Raw genomic sequence first — 12,683 nt, 5'->3', positions numbered from 1 at the left:
CAGGAAACGAGGCCGGTCTTCAGATCACCGGTCGCGAGCTTACCGGCATTGACGACGCTCAAGCCATCGACATCCTTTTGCGGCAGGATCGACTGGATGATCGGCTCGCTGTCGAGATGTTTCGGCAGCGGCAGCTGTACGAGAATGCCATGGATCGACCGATCGGCATTCAGCGAAGCGACAAGGGCTGCAAGCTCCTCCTGCCTGGTCTCGGTTGGCAGCGTGTGCTGGACGGATTTGAAGCCGCATTCCTTGGCCATGCGGCTCTTGGAGCTGACATAGGTGTGGCTCGCCGGATCGTCGCCGACGATGACGACGGCAAGGCCCGTCTGGACGCCCTTGGCGGCTTCTAGCGCAGTATTTGCCGATTTAACGGTTTCGATTACGGAAGCGGCAACCTGCTTGCCGTCGATTACCTTGACCATGGCTCAGCCCATGCGCTCGGAGGCATAGCTGCCGGGGCTTGCCGGGAAGACGACGGTACGGTTGCCATTGATGAAGGTACGGTGGTGGATATGGGCGTGGATGGCGCGCGCCAGCACCTGGCTTTCGACATCGCGGCCGATTGAGACATAGTCTTCGGCGCTCTGCGCATGGGTTATGCGAGCAGTGTCCTGCTCGATGATCGGGCCTTCGTCGAGATCGGCCGTCACGTAGTGCGCCGTGGCGCCGATCAGCTTCACGCCGCGCTCATAGGCCTGCTTGTAGGGATTGGCGCCCTTGAAGCTCGGCAGGAAGGAATGGTGGATGTTGATGATCCGGCCCGACATTTTCTGGCACATCTCGTCCGACAGGATCTGCATATAGCGGGCGAGCACGATCAATTCCGTGCCGGTCTGCTCGGCCACGTCCATGATATGCGCTTCCGCCTGCACCTTGTTGGCCTTAGTGACGGGAATATGGTGGAACGGAATGTCGTGGTTGACGACGACCTTCTGGTAATCGAAATGATTGGAGACGACGCCGACGATATCGATCGGCAGCGCGCCGATCTTCCAGCGATAGAGCAAGTCGTTGAGACAATGGCCGAAGCGGGACACCATGAGCAGCACCTTCATGCGTTTCTCGCTGTCATGGAAATCATAAGTCATGCCGAAGCGCGTGGCGATGCTGGTGAAGCCGGCGCGGATATCGGCCCCGGAGATGCCTTCCTCGGAAATGAAGGAGACGCGCATGAAGAACTGGCCGGTGTCCAGATCGTCGAATTGCGAGCTGTCGACGATATTGCAGCCCTGTTCGGCGAGATACCCCGAGATCGCCGCAACGATGCCGCGCGTCGACTTGCAGGATACTGTCAGTACGTAGCTCTTCATGCCATCTCTTCCTTCGTCAATTGACGCATAGGCCATCAGCCGGGCCGGTGCGTTGATGCTCCGGCCCGCAGGCGCATGATGTCAAAACCTCAACCGGTCGGCTCAGATATCGAGCGTGCTGTCGCGTTCCCACTGGGTGAAATGCGAGCAGAAGGCATTCCATTCCTGGTGCTTGAGCTTGAGATAGGCGGCGGAGAACTCGGTTCCGATCGCAGCCTTCAGACCCTCGTCGGCGTCATAGGCCCGCAGCGCATCGAGCAGGTTCAGCGGCAGACGCGGCGCGTCCTTCACCAGATGGCCTTCCGCATACATGTCGATATTGTGATGCGGACCGGGATCTGCCTTGCTGTTCAGCCCGTCAAGACCGGCCGCAATGATGATTGCCTGCAGCAGGTAGGGGTTGACCGCACCATCAGGCAGGCGCAGCTCGAAGCGGCCGGGGCCCGGCACGCGTACCATGTGGGTGCGGTTGTTGCCGGTCCAGGTTACCGTATTCGGCGACCAGGTGGCGCCCGAGGTCGTGCGCGGCGCGTTGATGCGCTTATAGGAATTGACGGTCGGGTTGGTGATCGCGGCAAGCGCCGAAGCGTGTTTCATGATGCCGCCGAGGAAATGCCTGCCTTCCGCCGACAGGCCGAATTCGGCTGCCCTGTCGGCGAAGACGTTGACCTTGCCATCATTGTCCCAGACCGAGATATGGCAATGGCAGCCATTGCCGGTCAGGCCCTTGAAGGGCTTCGGCATGAAGGTGGCGCGAAGCCCGTGCTTTTCGGCGATCGACTTGACCATGAACTTGAAGAAGGAATGCTTGTCGGCCGTCTTCAGCGCATCGTCGAATTCCCAGTTCATCTCGAACTGGCCGTTGGCATCCTCGTGGTCGTTCTGATAGGCGCCCCAGCCGAGCTCCAGCATATAGTCGCAAATCTCGGCGATGACGTCGTAGCGGCGCATGACGGCCTGCTGGTCGTAGCAGGGCTTTTCAGCCGTGTCGCGGCCATCGGAAATCTGTTCGCCGTCGGCCGTGATCAGGAAGAATTCGGCCTCGACGCCGGTCTTGACCCGCTTGCCCGCCGCTTCGGCTTTATTGACGAGCTTCTTCAGCACGTTGCGCGGCGCCTGCGCCACGACGTTGCCCTCCATCATGCAATCGGCGGCTACCCAGGCGACGTCCTTCTTCCAGGGAAGCTGGATGACGGAGGTGGCATCAGGAACAGCAAAGAGGTCGGGATGGGCGGGCGTCATGTCGAGCCAGGTGGCGAACCCGGCAAAACCCGCACCCTCTTCCTGCATGCCGGCAATCGCCTGCGCCGGCACCAGCTTGGCACGCTGGCCGGAGAAGAGGTCAGTATAGCTGATCATGAAATATTTGATGCCTTTGTCTTTCGCAAAAGCAGCAAGGTCCAGTGTCATTCTCGTTCCCCTTTGGATTTCTCAGAGACACTTTGGTTATGGATGCGAAGCGGCCGGACTTTTTGCCCGGCCGGTAGAAATCAGTAACCTCCCTTGCCCGGTATCCAGCTCGTTCCCGCGAGCGGCACCTGCGCCATCGCAGAAGCCTCGATCGTCAATGCGCAGAGGTCTTCCGGTTCCAGATTGTGGACATGATTCTTGCCGCAGGCGCGCGCGATCGTCTGCGCCTCCAGTGCCATGACCTTGAGGTAATTGGCGAGGCGGCGACCGGCGGTGATCGGATCGACGCGCTTCATCAGTTCCGGATCCTGCGTGGTGATGCCGGCCGGATCCTTGCCTTCGTGCCAGTCGTCATAGGCGGCCGCCGTCGTATGCAGCGCCTCGTATTCCGCCGCCCAGCGCGGATCATTCTCACCGATGGCGATGAGGGCGGCCGTGCCGATGGACACGGCATCAGCGCCGAGCGCCAGGGCCTTCGCCACGTCGGCGCCGTTCCTGATGCCGCCCGAAACGATGAGTTGCACCTTGCGGTGCATCCCGAGATCCTGCAGCGCCTGCACGGCCGGGCGAATGCAGGCGAGCGTCGGCATGCCGACATGCTCGATGAAGACTTCCTGCGTCGCCGCAGTACCGCCCTGCATGCCATCGAGCACGACGACATCGGCGCCGGCCTTCACGGCAAGGGCCGTATCGTAATAAGGGCGCGCACCGCCGACCTTCACATAGATCGGTTTTTCCCAGTTGGTGATCTCGCGCAGTTCGAGGATCTTGATCTCGAGGTCGTCAGGGCCGGTCCAGTCGGGATGACGGCTTGCCGAACGCTGATCGATACCCTTCGGCAGCGTGCGCATCTCGGCGACGCGGTCGGAGATCTTCTGACCGAGCAGCATTCCACCGCCACCGGGCTTGGCACCCTGGCCAACGACGATCTCGATCGCATCGCAGCGGCGCAGATCCCGCGGGTTCATGCCGTAGCGCGACGGCAGGTACTGGTAGACGAGCGTCTGCGAATGGCCACGCTCTTCCTCCGTCATGCCGCCATCGCCTGTTGTCGTCGAGGTGCCGGCGATCGTGGCACCACGGCCGAGCGCTTCCTTGGCCGGACCGGAGAGCGAGCCGAAGCTCATGCCGGCGATCGTGATCGGGATCTTGAGTTCGATTGGCTTTTTGGCGTAGCGCGAGCCGAGCACGACATTGGTGCCGCACTTCTCGCGGTAACCTTCGAGCGGATAGCGGGAGATCGAGGCTCCGAGGAACAAGAGATCGTCGAAATGCGGCAGCTTGCGTTTGGCGCCGCCACCGCGGATATCATAGATGCCGGTCGCCGCAGCGCGGCGGATTTCCGACATCGTGTATTCGTCGAAGGTTGCCGAAAGGCGAGGCTTTGTGGGCGGGTTGTGATAGCTCATGGAAAACCTCGATAAAACTCAATAGGCGTCGGCATTGTCGACGTTGAAATTGTAGAGCTTGCGGGAAGAACCGTAGCGGCTGAACTCCTCCGGCCGCACATCGGTAATGCCTGCCTTTGCGAGCAGGGCGGAGAGAAGCTCAAGATGTTCTGCCCGCATTTCCTTCTCGATACAGTCCGCGCCGAGGCTCTCGACCTTGCCACGGACGAAGATGCGGGCCTCGTAAAGGGAATCTCCGAGCGCATCGCCGGCGTCGCCAAGCACAACGAGGTTGCCGGCCTGCGCCATGAAGGCGGACATGTGACCGATATTGCCACGCACGACGATATCGATGCCCTTCATCGAGATGCCGCAGCGCGAAGAGGCATTGCCCTCGATGACGAGCAGGCCGCCGCAGCCGGTGGCACCCGCATACTGACTGGCGTCACCCTTGATGGTAATGCGGCCGGACATCATGTTTTCGGCGACACCGGGGCCGGCCGAGCCGTGCACGGTGATGACCGCCTCCTCGTTCATGCCACCGCAGTAATAGCCGACGCTGCCGTGGATATCGATGCTGACGGGTGCATGCACGCCGGCGGCGACGGCATGGTGGCCACGCGGATTGACGACGTCGAACTGCAGGTCGTTGTCGCCTGACGCCACGTCATGCAGGGCTTGATTGAGGTCACGAAGCGGGGTCGCCGCAAGATCGAATGTGGGCATGAAATCGTCCTGAAATGAAATCGAGCCGATGGGATGAAGGCAGAAAAGTTGCTCTCAGCGTTCCCAGAAATAGACGGTCGCGGGCTCCGGCTCCCAGACGCGCGCGGTATCGATGCCGGGCAGGTTGACGAGCGCGCGGTATTCCGAGCCGAAGGCGACGTAACGGTCGGTCTCGGCCATGACGGCAGGCTTGCAGGCGATCGCATCGCGCACGACGCCGAAGCCGGACTTGGTACCGACGACGAAGGTGAAGAAACCGTCGAGATCGTCGACGGCACCTTCCAGCGCCTCGCCGAGATTCTTGCCCTTGGCCATTTCGGCGGTCAGGTAGGCGGCGGCGACTTCCGTGTCGTTCTCGGTCTCGAAGGTCATGCCTTCGCGCTTCAGTTCACGGCGCAGGTTGTTGTGATTGGAAAGCGAGCCGTTGTGAACGAGGCACTGGTCGGAGCCGGTGGAAAAGGGATGGGCACCGAGCGTGGTGACTGCCGATTCGGTCGCCATGCGGGTATGGCCGATGCCATGCGTTCCAGCCATGGAATTGACGGCGAAACGGGAAACGACGTCCTTCGGCAGGCCGGTTTCCTTGTATATCTCGATCGCGTCGCCGCTGCTCATAATACGGATGTCGGGGCGCAGCTCGGCGATGGCGGCACGGCCCTCTTCGAGCATGTCCTTCGGCAGTGTGACGACGGCATGGGTGCTCTTGATATCGATTGAGACCTCCGTGCCGAGTTCCTTCTCAAGCTCGGCCTCAAGACCCGAGAAATCCTTCTTCGGCTTGGCGGACTGGACGGTGATCTTCGCGCTATTGCCGCTGCTTGCGCCATAGATGGCAATGCCGGCGCTATCAGGCCCGCGGTCCGTCATCGTCACCAGCATGGACGACAGCATCGCGCCGAGCTCCGGCTCGAGGCTTTTATCCTTCAGGAAGAGACCCACAATTCCGCACATGACAGACCCTCCATTTCGCGTCTGCAAAATGACTATCAGGTCTGTTTTGGGTTTTCAACCTGCAGGAATATTTTTTTCCTTTAAGGCAAGTCAGTCATTCTTGCCGCGTTGCGGATAGCTGATGATGGAGAGATATCGGCTCGGCAACTTCACAAGTTTTTCCGGCCCGTGCGGCGCATCGGCATCGAAGAACAGGCTGTCGCCCGGCTGCATCGGGAAAAGCTGGTCGCCATGGCGATAGACGACCTCTCCGTCCAGCATGTAGATCAGCTCCATGCCCTCATGCTGGAAGGTCGGAAAGACATCCGAATCCGTCGTCAGCGTGATGAGATAGGGCTCGACGATCACGCCGCTGCTGTTGTTGTCGATATGGCCGAGCAGATTATACTGATGGCCGGCGCGCGTGCCGCGGCGCTCAAGCTCGATACCCTGCCCCGCCTTGACGAAGACGGCGTTGCGCGGCTCCTCGTAACGGCGAAAAAAGGCCGTCAACGGCACGCCGAGAGCGCGCGAGAGCGATTGCAAGGTCGTCAGCGATGGCGAGATATTGCCGTTCTCGATCTTCGACAGCATGCCGAGCGAAATGCCGGTCGCGGCGGCAAGGTCGGTCACGGTAATGCCGAGCTTCTTGCGATAGGCGCGAACCTCATGGCCGATCGCCATTTCGAGATTGTTTTCCTTCGGCTCGCGCACCGCGTGCGGATTCTGGGACAGGGCCTGACGAACCGCATGGGCATGCTCCTGGCTCGACGTTTCATCCAGCTTGATCTTCATTCACGGTCCTTCGCGCACTCTCTCTGCAAGTATCCTATCGTCAGAGTGAAATCTTCTCAACCCTGAAGAAAGTCAGAGCTTGCGGCTTGAACTCGGATTGGTGCCGTAGAGGCCGCGAAAGAGGCGTGAAAAATGCGCGGCCCCGGAAAAACCTGTCGCAATGGCGATCTCGGAGATCGACAGAGGGCTCTGCTCAAGAAGCCTTCGGGCGTGTTGCAGCCTGATGCGTCTGTATTGCTCGAGGAAAGTCGTATCGAGGTGAGCGGCGAACAGGCGGTCGAGATGGCGCGGCGTCACCCCGGCAATGCGGGCCATGGCTGCGCGGTTGAGCGGCATCTCGATGGTTTCCTCCATCTTCTCCAGGACGCTCAGCAAACCCGGATGGTGCGCGCCGTAGCGCTCGGCAAGGGAAGCGCGCTGCGGCGCTGTCGGCTGACCGACCTCGGTATGCAGGAACCAGTCGCTGACCCGGCGGGCGAAATCCGGCCCCATGCGCTCGGCAATCAGCGCATGCATCATGTCGAGCGGCGCAATGCCGCCGCCACAGGTAATGCGGTTGCCGTCGACGACGAAACGCGCCTGGCGCGGCGACAGGTCGGGAAAGGCTTCGAGAAGCGCCGGCGCATGCTCCCAATGGATTGTAAAGTCACGGCCTGTCAGCAGCCCGGCCGCGGCCAGCAGATAGGGCCCCCCCGAAATGCCGCCGATGCGCACACCTTCGCGCGCGAGCTGCCGTATGCAGGAAAGCACGGCCGGATAGTGCCAGTCGCGCGGCGAACCACCTGCGCAGACAAAGACAGTGCCGAGCCCCAAACCGCGACCCGGAAGCGGCGCGGCCGGAACCGGTACGCCACCGGAAGACGACACTGCCCCGCCTTCCGGCGAAAAGCATGAGATACGGTAGATTTCCCGCCCGGCGAGCAGGTTGGCGGCTCGCAGCGGCTCGCTCGCCGAGGCATAGGACATCAGGGCAAATCCCGGCAGAAGAATGAAGCCGATGGAATGCAGGTTTTTTGCTTCGATAGACGCCATGTCCCTTTCTTATCGATAAATGTCCCAAACAGGCAAGTCACGCCTCGCCTTTCTGGCATCATGGCATCAGCTCCCACCGGATCTATCCATGCGCTATTCCGCTCTCTCCATCTTCTTAAACGGGCTTCGCGGCAACAATGGCTGGGCGCCTGCCTGGCGCCAGCCTTCGCCGAAGCCGCATTATGATGTGATCATCGTGGGCGGCGGCGGCCATGGCCTTTCGACGGCCTATTATCTCGCCAAGACGTTCGGCATCACCAATGTCGCCGTGCTGGAGAAGGGTTATCTCGGCTCCGGCAATATCGGCCGCAACACGACGATCATCCGCTCCAACTATCTGCTGCCCGGCAACAACCCCTTCTACGAGTTGTCGATGAAGCTTTGGGAAGGGCTGGAACAGGATTTCAACTTCAACGCCATGGTTTCGCAGCGCGGCGTGCTGAACCTCTTCCATTCCGATGCGCAGCGTGATGCCTATACAAGGCGCGGCAATGCCATGCGCCTGCACGGCGTTGACGCAGAGCTCCTCGATCGGGCTGCTGTCCGCAAGATGCTGCCCTTTCTCGATTTCGACAATGCCCGGTTCCCCGTCATGGGCGGCCTGCGCCAGCCGCGCGGCGGCACGGTGCGCCACGATGCGGTCGCCTGGGGCTATGCCCGTGGCGCCGACAGCCGCGGCGTCGATATCATCACCAATTGCGAGGTCACCGGCATTCGCAGCGAGAATGGCAGGGTGACAGGCGTCGAGACCACCAGGGGCTTCATCGGCTGCGGCAAGCTGGCGCTCGCTGCCGCCGGCAATTCCACCGTGGTCGCCGACATGGCGGGCTTGCGCCTGCCCATCGAGAGCCATGTGCTGCAGGCCTTCGTCACCGAGGGGCTGAAACCGTTCATCGATACCGTCGTCACCTTTGGCGCCGGCCATTTCTACGTTTCACAGTCGGACAAGGGTGGCCTCGTCTTCGGTGGCGATATTGATGGCTATAATTCCTATGCCCAGCGCGGCAATCTCGCCACTGTCGAGCACGTCGCCGAAGCCGGCGTGGCAATGATCCCGTCGCTGACGCGGGTCAGATATCTGCGCAGCTGGGGCGGCGTCATGGACATGAGCATGGACGGCTCGCCGATCATCGACCGCACCCATATCGATAATCTCTACCTGAATGCCGGCTGGTGCTATGGCGGCTTCAAGGCCACACCCGCCTCCGGCTATTGCTACGCCCACCTGATTGCCCGCAACGAGCCACACGAGACGGCGCGCGAGCTGCGTCTCGACCGTTTCCGGCGCGGCTACCAGATCGACGAAAAGGGCGTCGGCGCCCAGCCCAACCTGCATTGAGGACGTGAAGCCATGGCAAGCCTGATTTCCTGCCCTCATTGCGGCATCCGTCCCAAGGAAGAATTCACCATCCGGGGCGATGCGAGCCTGATACGGCCGGCGGCCGATGCCGGCGCTGACACCTGGTACGACTACGTCTATCTGCGGGATAATCCGAGGGGACGGCATAAGGAGTACTGGCACCATTCCTCCGGCTGCCGGCGCTGGCTGATTGTTGAGCGCGACACCGTCACCCACGCCGTTCACACCGTCAGCGATGCCGCGCTTGCCAAGCTCGGAGGTGCGGCATGACGAGTTCGCGGCTTCCCAGCGGTGGCCGGATCGACCGATCGAGCACGCTGAACTTTACCTTCGATGGCAGACAACTGGCCGGCCATCCCGGTGATACGCTCGCCTCCGCGCTTCTTGCCAACGGCATCCAGCTTGTCGGCCGCAGCTTCAAGTATCACCGGCCGCGCGGCATCCTGACGGCGGGTGCAGCCGAGCCCAACGCGCTGGTCACGACGAGCACTGGCGGCCGCACAGAGGCCAATACGCGTGCCACGATGATCGAACTCCATCACGGGCTCATCGCCCGCAGCCAGAACCGCTGGCCCTCGCTCGGCTTCGACATTGGCGCCGTCAACGGCCTGCTGTCGCCCTTCCTGAGCGCCGGCTTCTACTACAAGACCTTCATGTGGCCGGCCGCCCTTTGGGAAAAGCTCTACGAGCCGCTGATCCGCAAGGCCGCCGGCCTCGGCAAGGCGTCCTACGAGCCCGATCCTGACTCCTACGAGAAATGCTGGGCTCACTGTGATCTGCTCGTCATCGGCGCAGGACCTGCCGGGCTCGCAGCGGCGCTGACGGCAGGACGCGCCGGCGCCCGCGTCATCCTCGCCGACGAAGATTTCGCGCTCGGCGGCAGTCTGCTCCTCGAAAACGGCACCCGGCTGCAGGACATGCTCGACGAACTCGAGGGCCTGCCGAACGTCCGTCTCCTGCCGCGCACCACCGTCGTCGGCTGGTACGACGACAATGTCTTCGGCGCCGTCGAACGTGTGCAAAAACATGTGGCGCTGCCCGATCCGCATCGGCCCGTCGAGCGCCTCTGGCGCATCATCGCCAAACAGGCAATCCTCGCCTCGGGCGCTGAAGAGCGTCCGCTCGTCTTCGGCGGTAACGATATTCCAGGCGTGATGGTGGCCGGTGCTATGCACAGCTATCTCAGCCGCCAGGCGGTGACGCCCGGCGCCCGCACCGTGATCTTCACCAGCAATGCCTCCGGCTATCGCACGGCGGCCGCCCTCGAAGCCGAAGGTGTCGATGTCGCCGCCATCGTCGACAGCCGCGATGCGGCCGGCAGTGCCTGGTCCGGGCGCGCCCGTGTGCTGAACGGCAGCCGCGTGCGCGACGCGCATGGCGGCCAACGCCTGCGCCATGTCACGATCGAGACCGCTTCGGCAGTGCAGCGCATCGAGGCGGATGCGCTTGCCATGTCCGGCGGCTGGAGCCCGATCATCCATCTTGCCTGCCATCGGGGCGCCAAGCCGGTCTGGTCCGAGGAAAGGGCAGCCTTCCTGGCGCCGGAACGCCAGCAGGGACTGTCGATTGCCGGCTCTGCGGCCGGGCTCGGCGCGACGGGCGCCTGCCTCGGCGATGGCGCGGCGAAGGCCGTTGAGGCACTGAGGGCGATCGGCTTCGTCAAGGTTGAGCCCGCCTTCGCGCCCGTCGAGGAAACCGAGGCGGCCTCGAAGCCGCTTTGGTCCGTCAAGGGCGGAAAGGGCAAGGCCTTCGTTGATTATCAGAACGACGTACACCTCAAAGATCTCGGCCTTGCCGTTCGCGAGGGATATGGGCATGTCGAGCTTGCCAAACGCTATACGACAAGCGGCATGGCGACCGACCAGGGCAAGCTTTCCAATATCAATGCGATCGGCATCCTGGCCGAGGCCCGCGGCGTGTCGCCTGCCGACGTCGGCACGACCACATTCCGTCCCTTCTATACGCCTGTCTCCTTCGGCGCCCTGACGGGCGGCTCGCGCGGCCGTCATTTCCAGCCGGTACGCAGGTCACCGCTACATGGCTGGGCAAAGATGAATGGCGCCGTCTTCGTCGAGACCGGGCTCTGGTACCGCTCCTCGTGGTTTCCACGTGCGGGAGAGACGACCTGGCGTGAGAGCGTCGACCGCGAGGTGCTGAACATCCGGCAGAATGCCGGCATTTGCGACGTCTCCACCCTCGGCAAGATCGAGGTCTTCGGCAGGGATGCCGCTGCCTTCCTCGACCGCGTCTATTGCAACGGCTTTGCCAAGCTACCGGTCGGCCGGGCGCGCTATGGCATCATGCTGCGCGAGGACGGCATGATCTACGACGACGGCACGACGAGCCGCTTTGCCGAGGACCATTTCTTCATGACGACGACGACGGCGCTCGCCGCCGGCGTGCTGACCCATCTCGAATTCTGCGCCCAGACGCTCTGGCCGGAACTTGACGTCCGTTTTGCCTCCTCGACCGACCAATGGGCGCAGATGGCGGTCGCCGGCCCGAAATCGCGCGCGATCCTTTCCGAGATCGTCGACGCGGATATTTCCGATGCCGCCTTCCCCTTCATGAGCGCGCGCGTGGTCTCCCTCTTCGGCGGCTCGCTTGAGGGCCGGCTCTTCCGGATCTCCTTTTCCGGCGAACTCGCCTATGAACTCGCCGTGCCGGCCGGCTACGGCGAATGGGTCGCCGACCGGATCATGCAGGCGGGTGAAAAGCACGGCATCTGCCCCTACGGTGCCGAGGCACTCGGGGTCATGCGCATAGAGAAGGGCCATGTCACCCATGCCGAGATCAACGGAACGGTTACGCCAGGCGATCTCGGCTTCTCCCGCATGGTTTCGGCCACCAAGCCCGACTTCATCGGCAAGGCGATGCTCGCCCGCGAAGGTTTGCAGGCCGAGGACCGCCCCCGTCTCGTCGGCGTCAAGCCGCTCGATCCGGCGACGAGCTTCCGCACCGGTTCCCATATCCTTGCCAAGCATGCCGCAGCGACCCTTGAAAACGACCAGGGCTATGTGACCTCGAGCGCCTTCTCACCGAGTCTTGGCCATACGATCGGCCTTGCGCTCGTCAAGCGTGGGCCTGAGCGCATGGGCGAAAAGGTCGTGGTTTGGAATGGCCTGAGAAACGAATTCACCGAGGCGGTGCTCTGCAGTCCCGTCTTCATCGATCCCGACAACGAGAAGCTCCATGCCTGAACGTCCCGAACACAAGCCAGCTCTCACAGGCAAGGCGACAGTTGAAGGCTCCGGCATCCGGCTGGAGCCGCTGCCGGAAGGCCATCTCCTGCATGTCATGGGCGCAATCGACGGTGATAGCCTCGCCAACGCGCTCTCTGCCGCTGGACTGGCAACGAGCGCTGCGCGAGTGGCCGGTTATCAGCAATGGTATATAACAGGCGAGGAAAGCCTGTCGCCCTCGCGTATCGCGCTCCTTGCCGATCATTTGAGAGGCAGAAGCTTCGTCTGCGATCAGAGCCATGGCCGCATCCGCATCGCTCTTTCAGGTCCCCGCGCTGCGGACCTGCTCACTCGGGGAACGGCGGTCGACCTCGATCCCGCCGCTTTCCCCGTCGGCCAATCGGCCGTTACACTTTTCGGACATGTCTCCGTCCAGCTGACGCGCACGCAGGCGACAAGCTTCGAGCTCACGGTGCTGCGCAGCTTTGCCGAAGATCTCTACGAGATGCTCGAACACGTCGCGGCGGGCTGAGCGCGGGCCCTGAGG

General features: G+C 62.4%; 12 protein-coding genes. 4 read left to right on the top strand and 8 right to left on the bottom strand.

Annotation, left to right across the window (positions count from 1 at the left end; all coding sequences use genetic code 11):
* From AC1DTN_RS29470 to AC1DTN_RS29435, 8 genes are all read right to left on the bottom strand, one after another.
* Window positions 1-425: tetrahydrofolate dehydrogenase/cyclohydrolase catalytic domain-containing protein (locus AC1DTN_RS29470; protein ID WP_477923769.1), on the bottom strand; the 425-nt coding region annotated here is incomplete at its 3' end.
* 3 nt (window positions 426-428) lie between these two features.
* Entirely contained in the window at window positions 429-1,313 is an 885-nt protein-coding gene (gene purU / locus AC1DTN_RS29465; protein WP_439018215.1) for a formyltetrahydrofolate deformylase, read from the bottom strand.
* Window positions 1,314-1,415: 102 nt separating this feature from the next.
* Window positions 1,416-2,723: a type III glutamate--ammonia ligase gene (gene glnT, locus AC1DTN_RS29460; protein ID WP_113325125.1), complete on the bottom strand. Its 1,308-nt coding sequence runs from the start codon at window positions 2,721-2,723 to the stop codon at window positions 1,416-1,418.
* Between the two features lie 80 nt (window positions 2,724-2,803).
* On the bottom strand, window positions 2,804-4,132 hold the full coding sequence (locus tag AC1DTN_RS29455) for an FMN-binding glutamate synthase family protein (RefSeq protein WP_025668620.1): 1,329 nt from the start codon (window positions 4,130-4,132) through the stop codon (window positions 2,804-2,806).
* An 18-nt stretch (window positions 4,133-4,150) separates the two neighbouring features.
* Window positions 4,151-4,837 (bottom strand): GltB/FmdC/FwdC-like GXGXG domain-containing protein, encoded by a 687-nt coding sequence (locus AC1DTN_RS29450; protein ID WP_439018216.1) that lies wholly within the window; start codon window positions 4,835-4,837, stop codon window positions 4,151-4,153.
* 54 nt (window positions 4,838-4,891) lie between these two features.
* Complete coding sequence (locus AC1DTN_RS29445) at window positions 4,892-5,788, bottom strand: class II glutamine amidotransferase (protein WP_113325127.1); 897 nt, start codon at window positions 5,786-5,788, stop codon at window positions 4,892-4,894.
* A gap of 90 nt (window positions 5,789-5,878) precedes the next feature.
* Window positions 5,879-6,562, bottom strand: a complete 684-nt coding sequence (locus AC1DTN_RS29440; RefSeq protein ID WP_025668617.1) for a helix-turn-helix domain-containing protein — start codon at window positions 6,560-6,562, stop codon at window positions 5,879-5,881.
* A gap of 72 nt (window positions 6,563-6,634) precedes the next feature.
* The gene (locus AC1DTN_RS29435; RefSeq protein WP_477923767.1) at window positions 6,635-7,594 is read right to left on the bottom strand and encodes a GlxA family transcriptional regulator; all 960 of its coding nucleotides are present in this window, start codon (window positions 7,592-7,594) and stop codon (window positions 6,635-6,637) included.
* A gap of 88 nt (window positions 7,595-7,682) precedes the next feature.
* On the opposite strand from AC1DTN_RS29435, the gene AC1DTN_RS29430 reads away from it, so the two are divergent.
* The 4 genes from AC1DTN_RS29430 to AC1DTN_RS29415 are packed head-to-tail and all read left to right on the top strand — an operon-like array spanning window position 7,683 to window position 12,668.
* Complete coding sequence (locus tag AC1DTN_RS29430; RefSeq protein ID WP_113325129.1) at window positions 7,683-8,933, top strand: sarcosine oxidase subunit beta family protein; 1,251 nt, start codon at window positions 7,683-7,685, stop codon at window positions 8,931-8,933.
* Window positions 8,934-8,945: 12 nt separating this feature from the next.
* A complete protein-coding gene (locus tag AC1DTN_RS29425) occupies window positions 8,946-9,224 on the top strand; it encodes a sarcosine oxidase subunit delta (protein ID WP_477923766.1) in 279 nt (92 codons plus the stop codon).
* On the top strand, window positions 9,221-12,154 hold the full coding sequence (locus AC1DTN_RS29420) for a sarcosine oxidase subunit alpha family protein (RefSeq protein ID WP_477923764.1): 2,934 nt from the start codon (window positions 9,221-9,223) through the stop codon (window positions 12,152-12,154). The genes AC1DTN_RS29425 and AC1DTN_RS29420 overlap by 4 nt, the downstream gene beginning before the upstream one ends.
* A complete protein-coding gene (locus AC1DTN_RS29415) occupies window positions 12,147-12,668 on the top strand; it encodes a sarcosine oxidase subunit gamma (RefSeq protein WP_113325132.1) in 522 nt (173 codons plus the stop codon). Before AC1DTN_RS29420 ends, AC1DTN_RS29415 begins: the two co-directional genes overlap by 8 nt.
* Window positions 12,669-12,683: the final 15 nt, after the last annotated feature.

It is taken from the genome of Rhizobium sp. 01T444 (assembly GCF_056398305.1).
This window is presented reverse-complemented; position numbering and strand designations above follow the sequence as displayed.

What these genes read in the sequence shown, in the direction of transcription:
- AC1DTN_RS29445 (WP_113325127.1), bottom strand. Translation starts at nt 5,788, where the DNA reads ATGTGCGGAATTGTGGGTCTCTTCCTGAAGGATAAAAGCCTCGAGCCG.
- AC1DTN_RS29415 (WP_113325132.1), top strand. Translation starts at nt 12,147, where the DNA reads ATGCCTGAACGTCCCGAACACAAGCCAGCTCTCACAGGCAAGGCGACA.
- purU (WP_439018215.1), bottom strand. Translation starts at nt 1,313, where the DNA reads ATGAAGAGCTACGTACTGACAGTATCCTGCAAGTCGACGCGCGGCATC.
- AC1DTN_RS29435 (WP_477923767.1), bottom strand. Translation starts at nt 7,594, where the DNA reads ATGGCGTCTATCGAAGCAAAAAACCTGCATTCCATCGGCTTCATTCTT.
- AC1DTN_RS29425 (WP_477923766.1), top strand. Translation starts at nt 8,946, where the DNA reads ATGGCAAGCCTGATTTCCTGCCCTCATTGCGGCATCCGTCCCAAGGAA.
- AC1DTN_RS29450 (WP_439018216.1), bottom strand. Translation starts at nt 4,837, where the DNA reads ATGCCCACATTCGATCTTGCGGCGACCCCGCTTCGTGACCTCAATCAA.
- AC1DTN_RS29440 (WP_025668617.1), bottom strand. Translation starts at nt 6,562, where the DNA reads ATGAAGATCAAGCTGGATGAAACGTCGAGCCAGGAGCATGCCCATGCG.
- glnT (WP_113325125.1), bottom strand. Translation starts at nt 2,723, where the DNA reads ATGACACTGGACCTTGCTGCTTTTGCGAAAGACAAAGGCATCAAATAT.
- AC1DTN_RS29455 (WP_025668620.1), bottom strand. Translation starts at nt 4,132, where the DNA reads ATGAGCTATCACAACCCGCCCACAAAGCCTCGCCTTTCGGCAACCTTC.
- AC1DTN_RS29420 (WP_477923764.1), top strand. Translation starts at nt 9,221, where the DNA reads ATGACGAGTTCGCGGCTTCCCAGCGGTGGCCGGATCGACCGATCGAGC.
- AC1DTN_RS29430 (WP_113325129.1), top strand. Translation starts at nt 7,683, where the DNA reads ATGCGCTATTCCGCTCTCTCCATCTTCTTAAACGGGCTTCGCGGCAAC.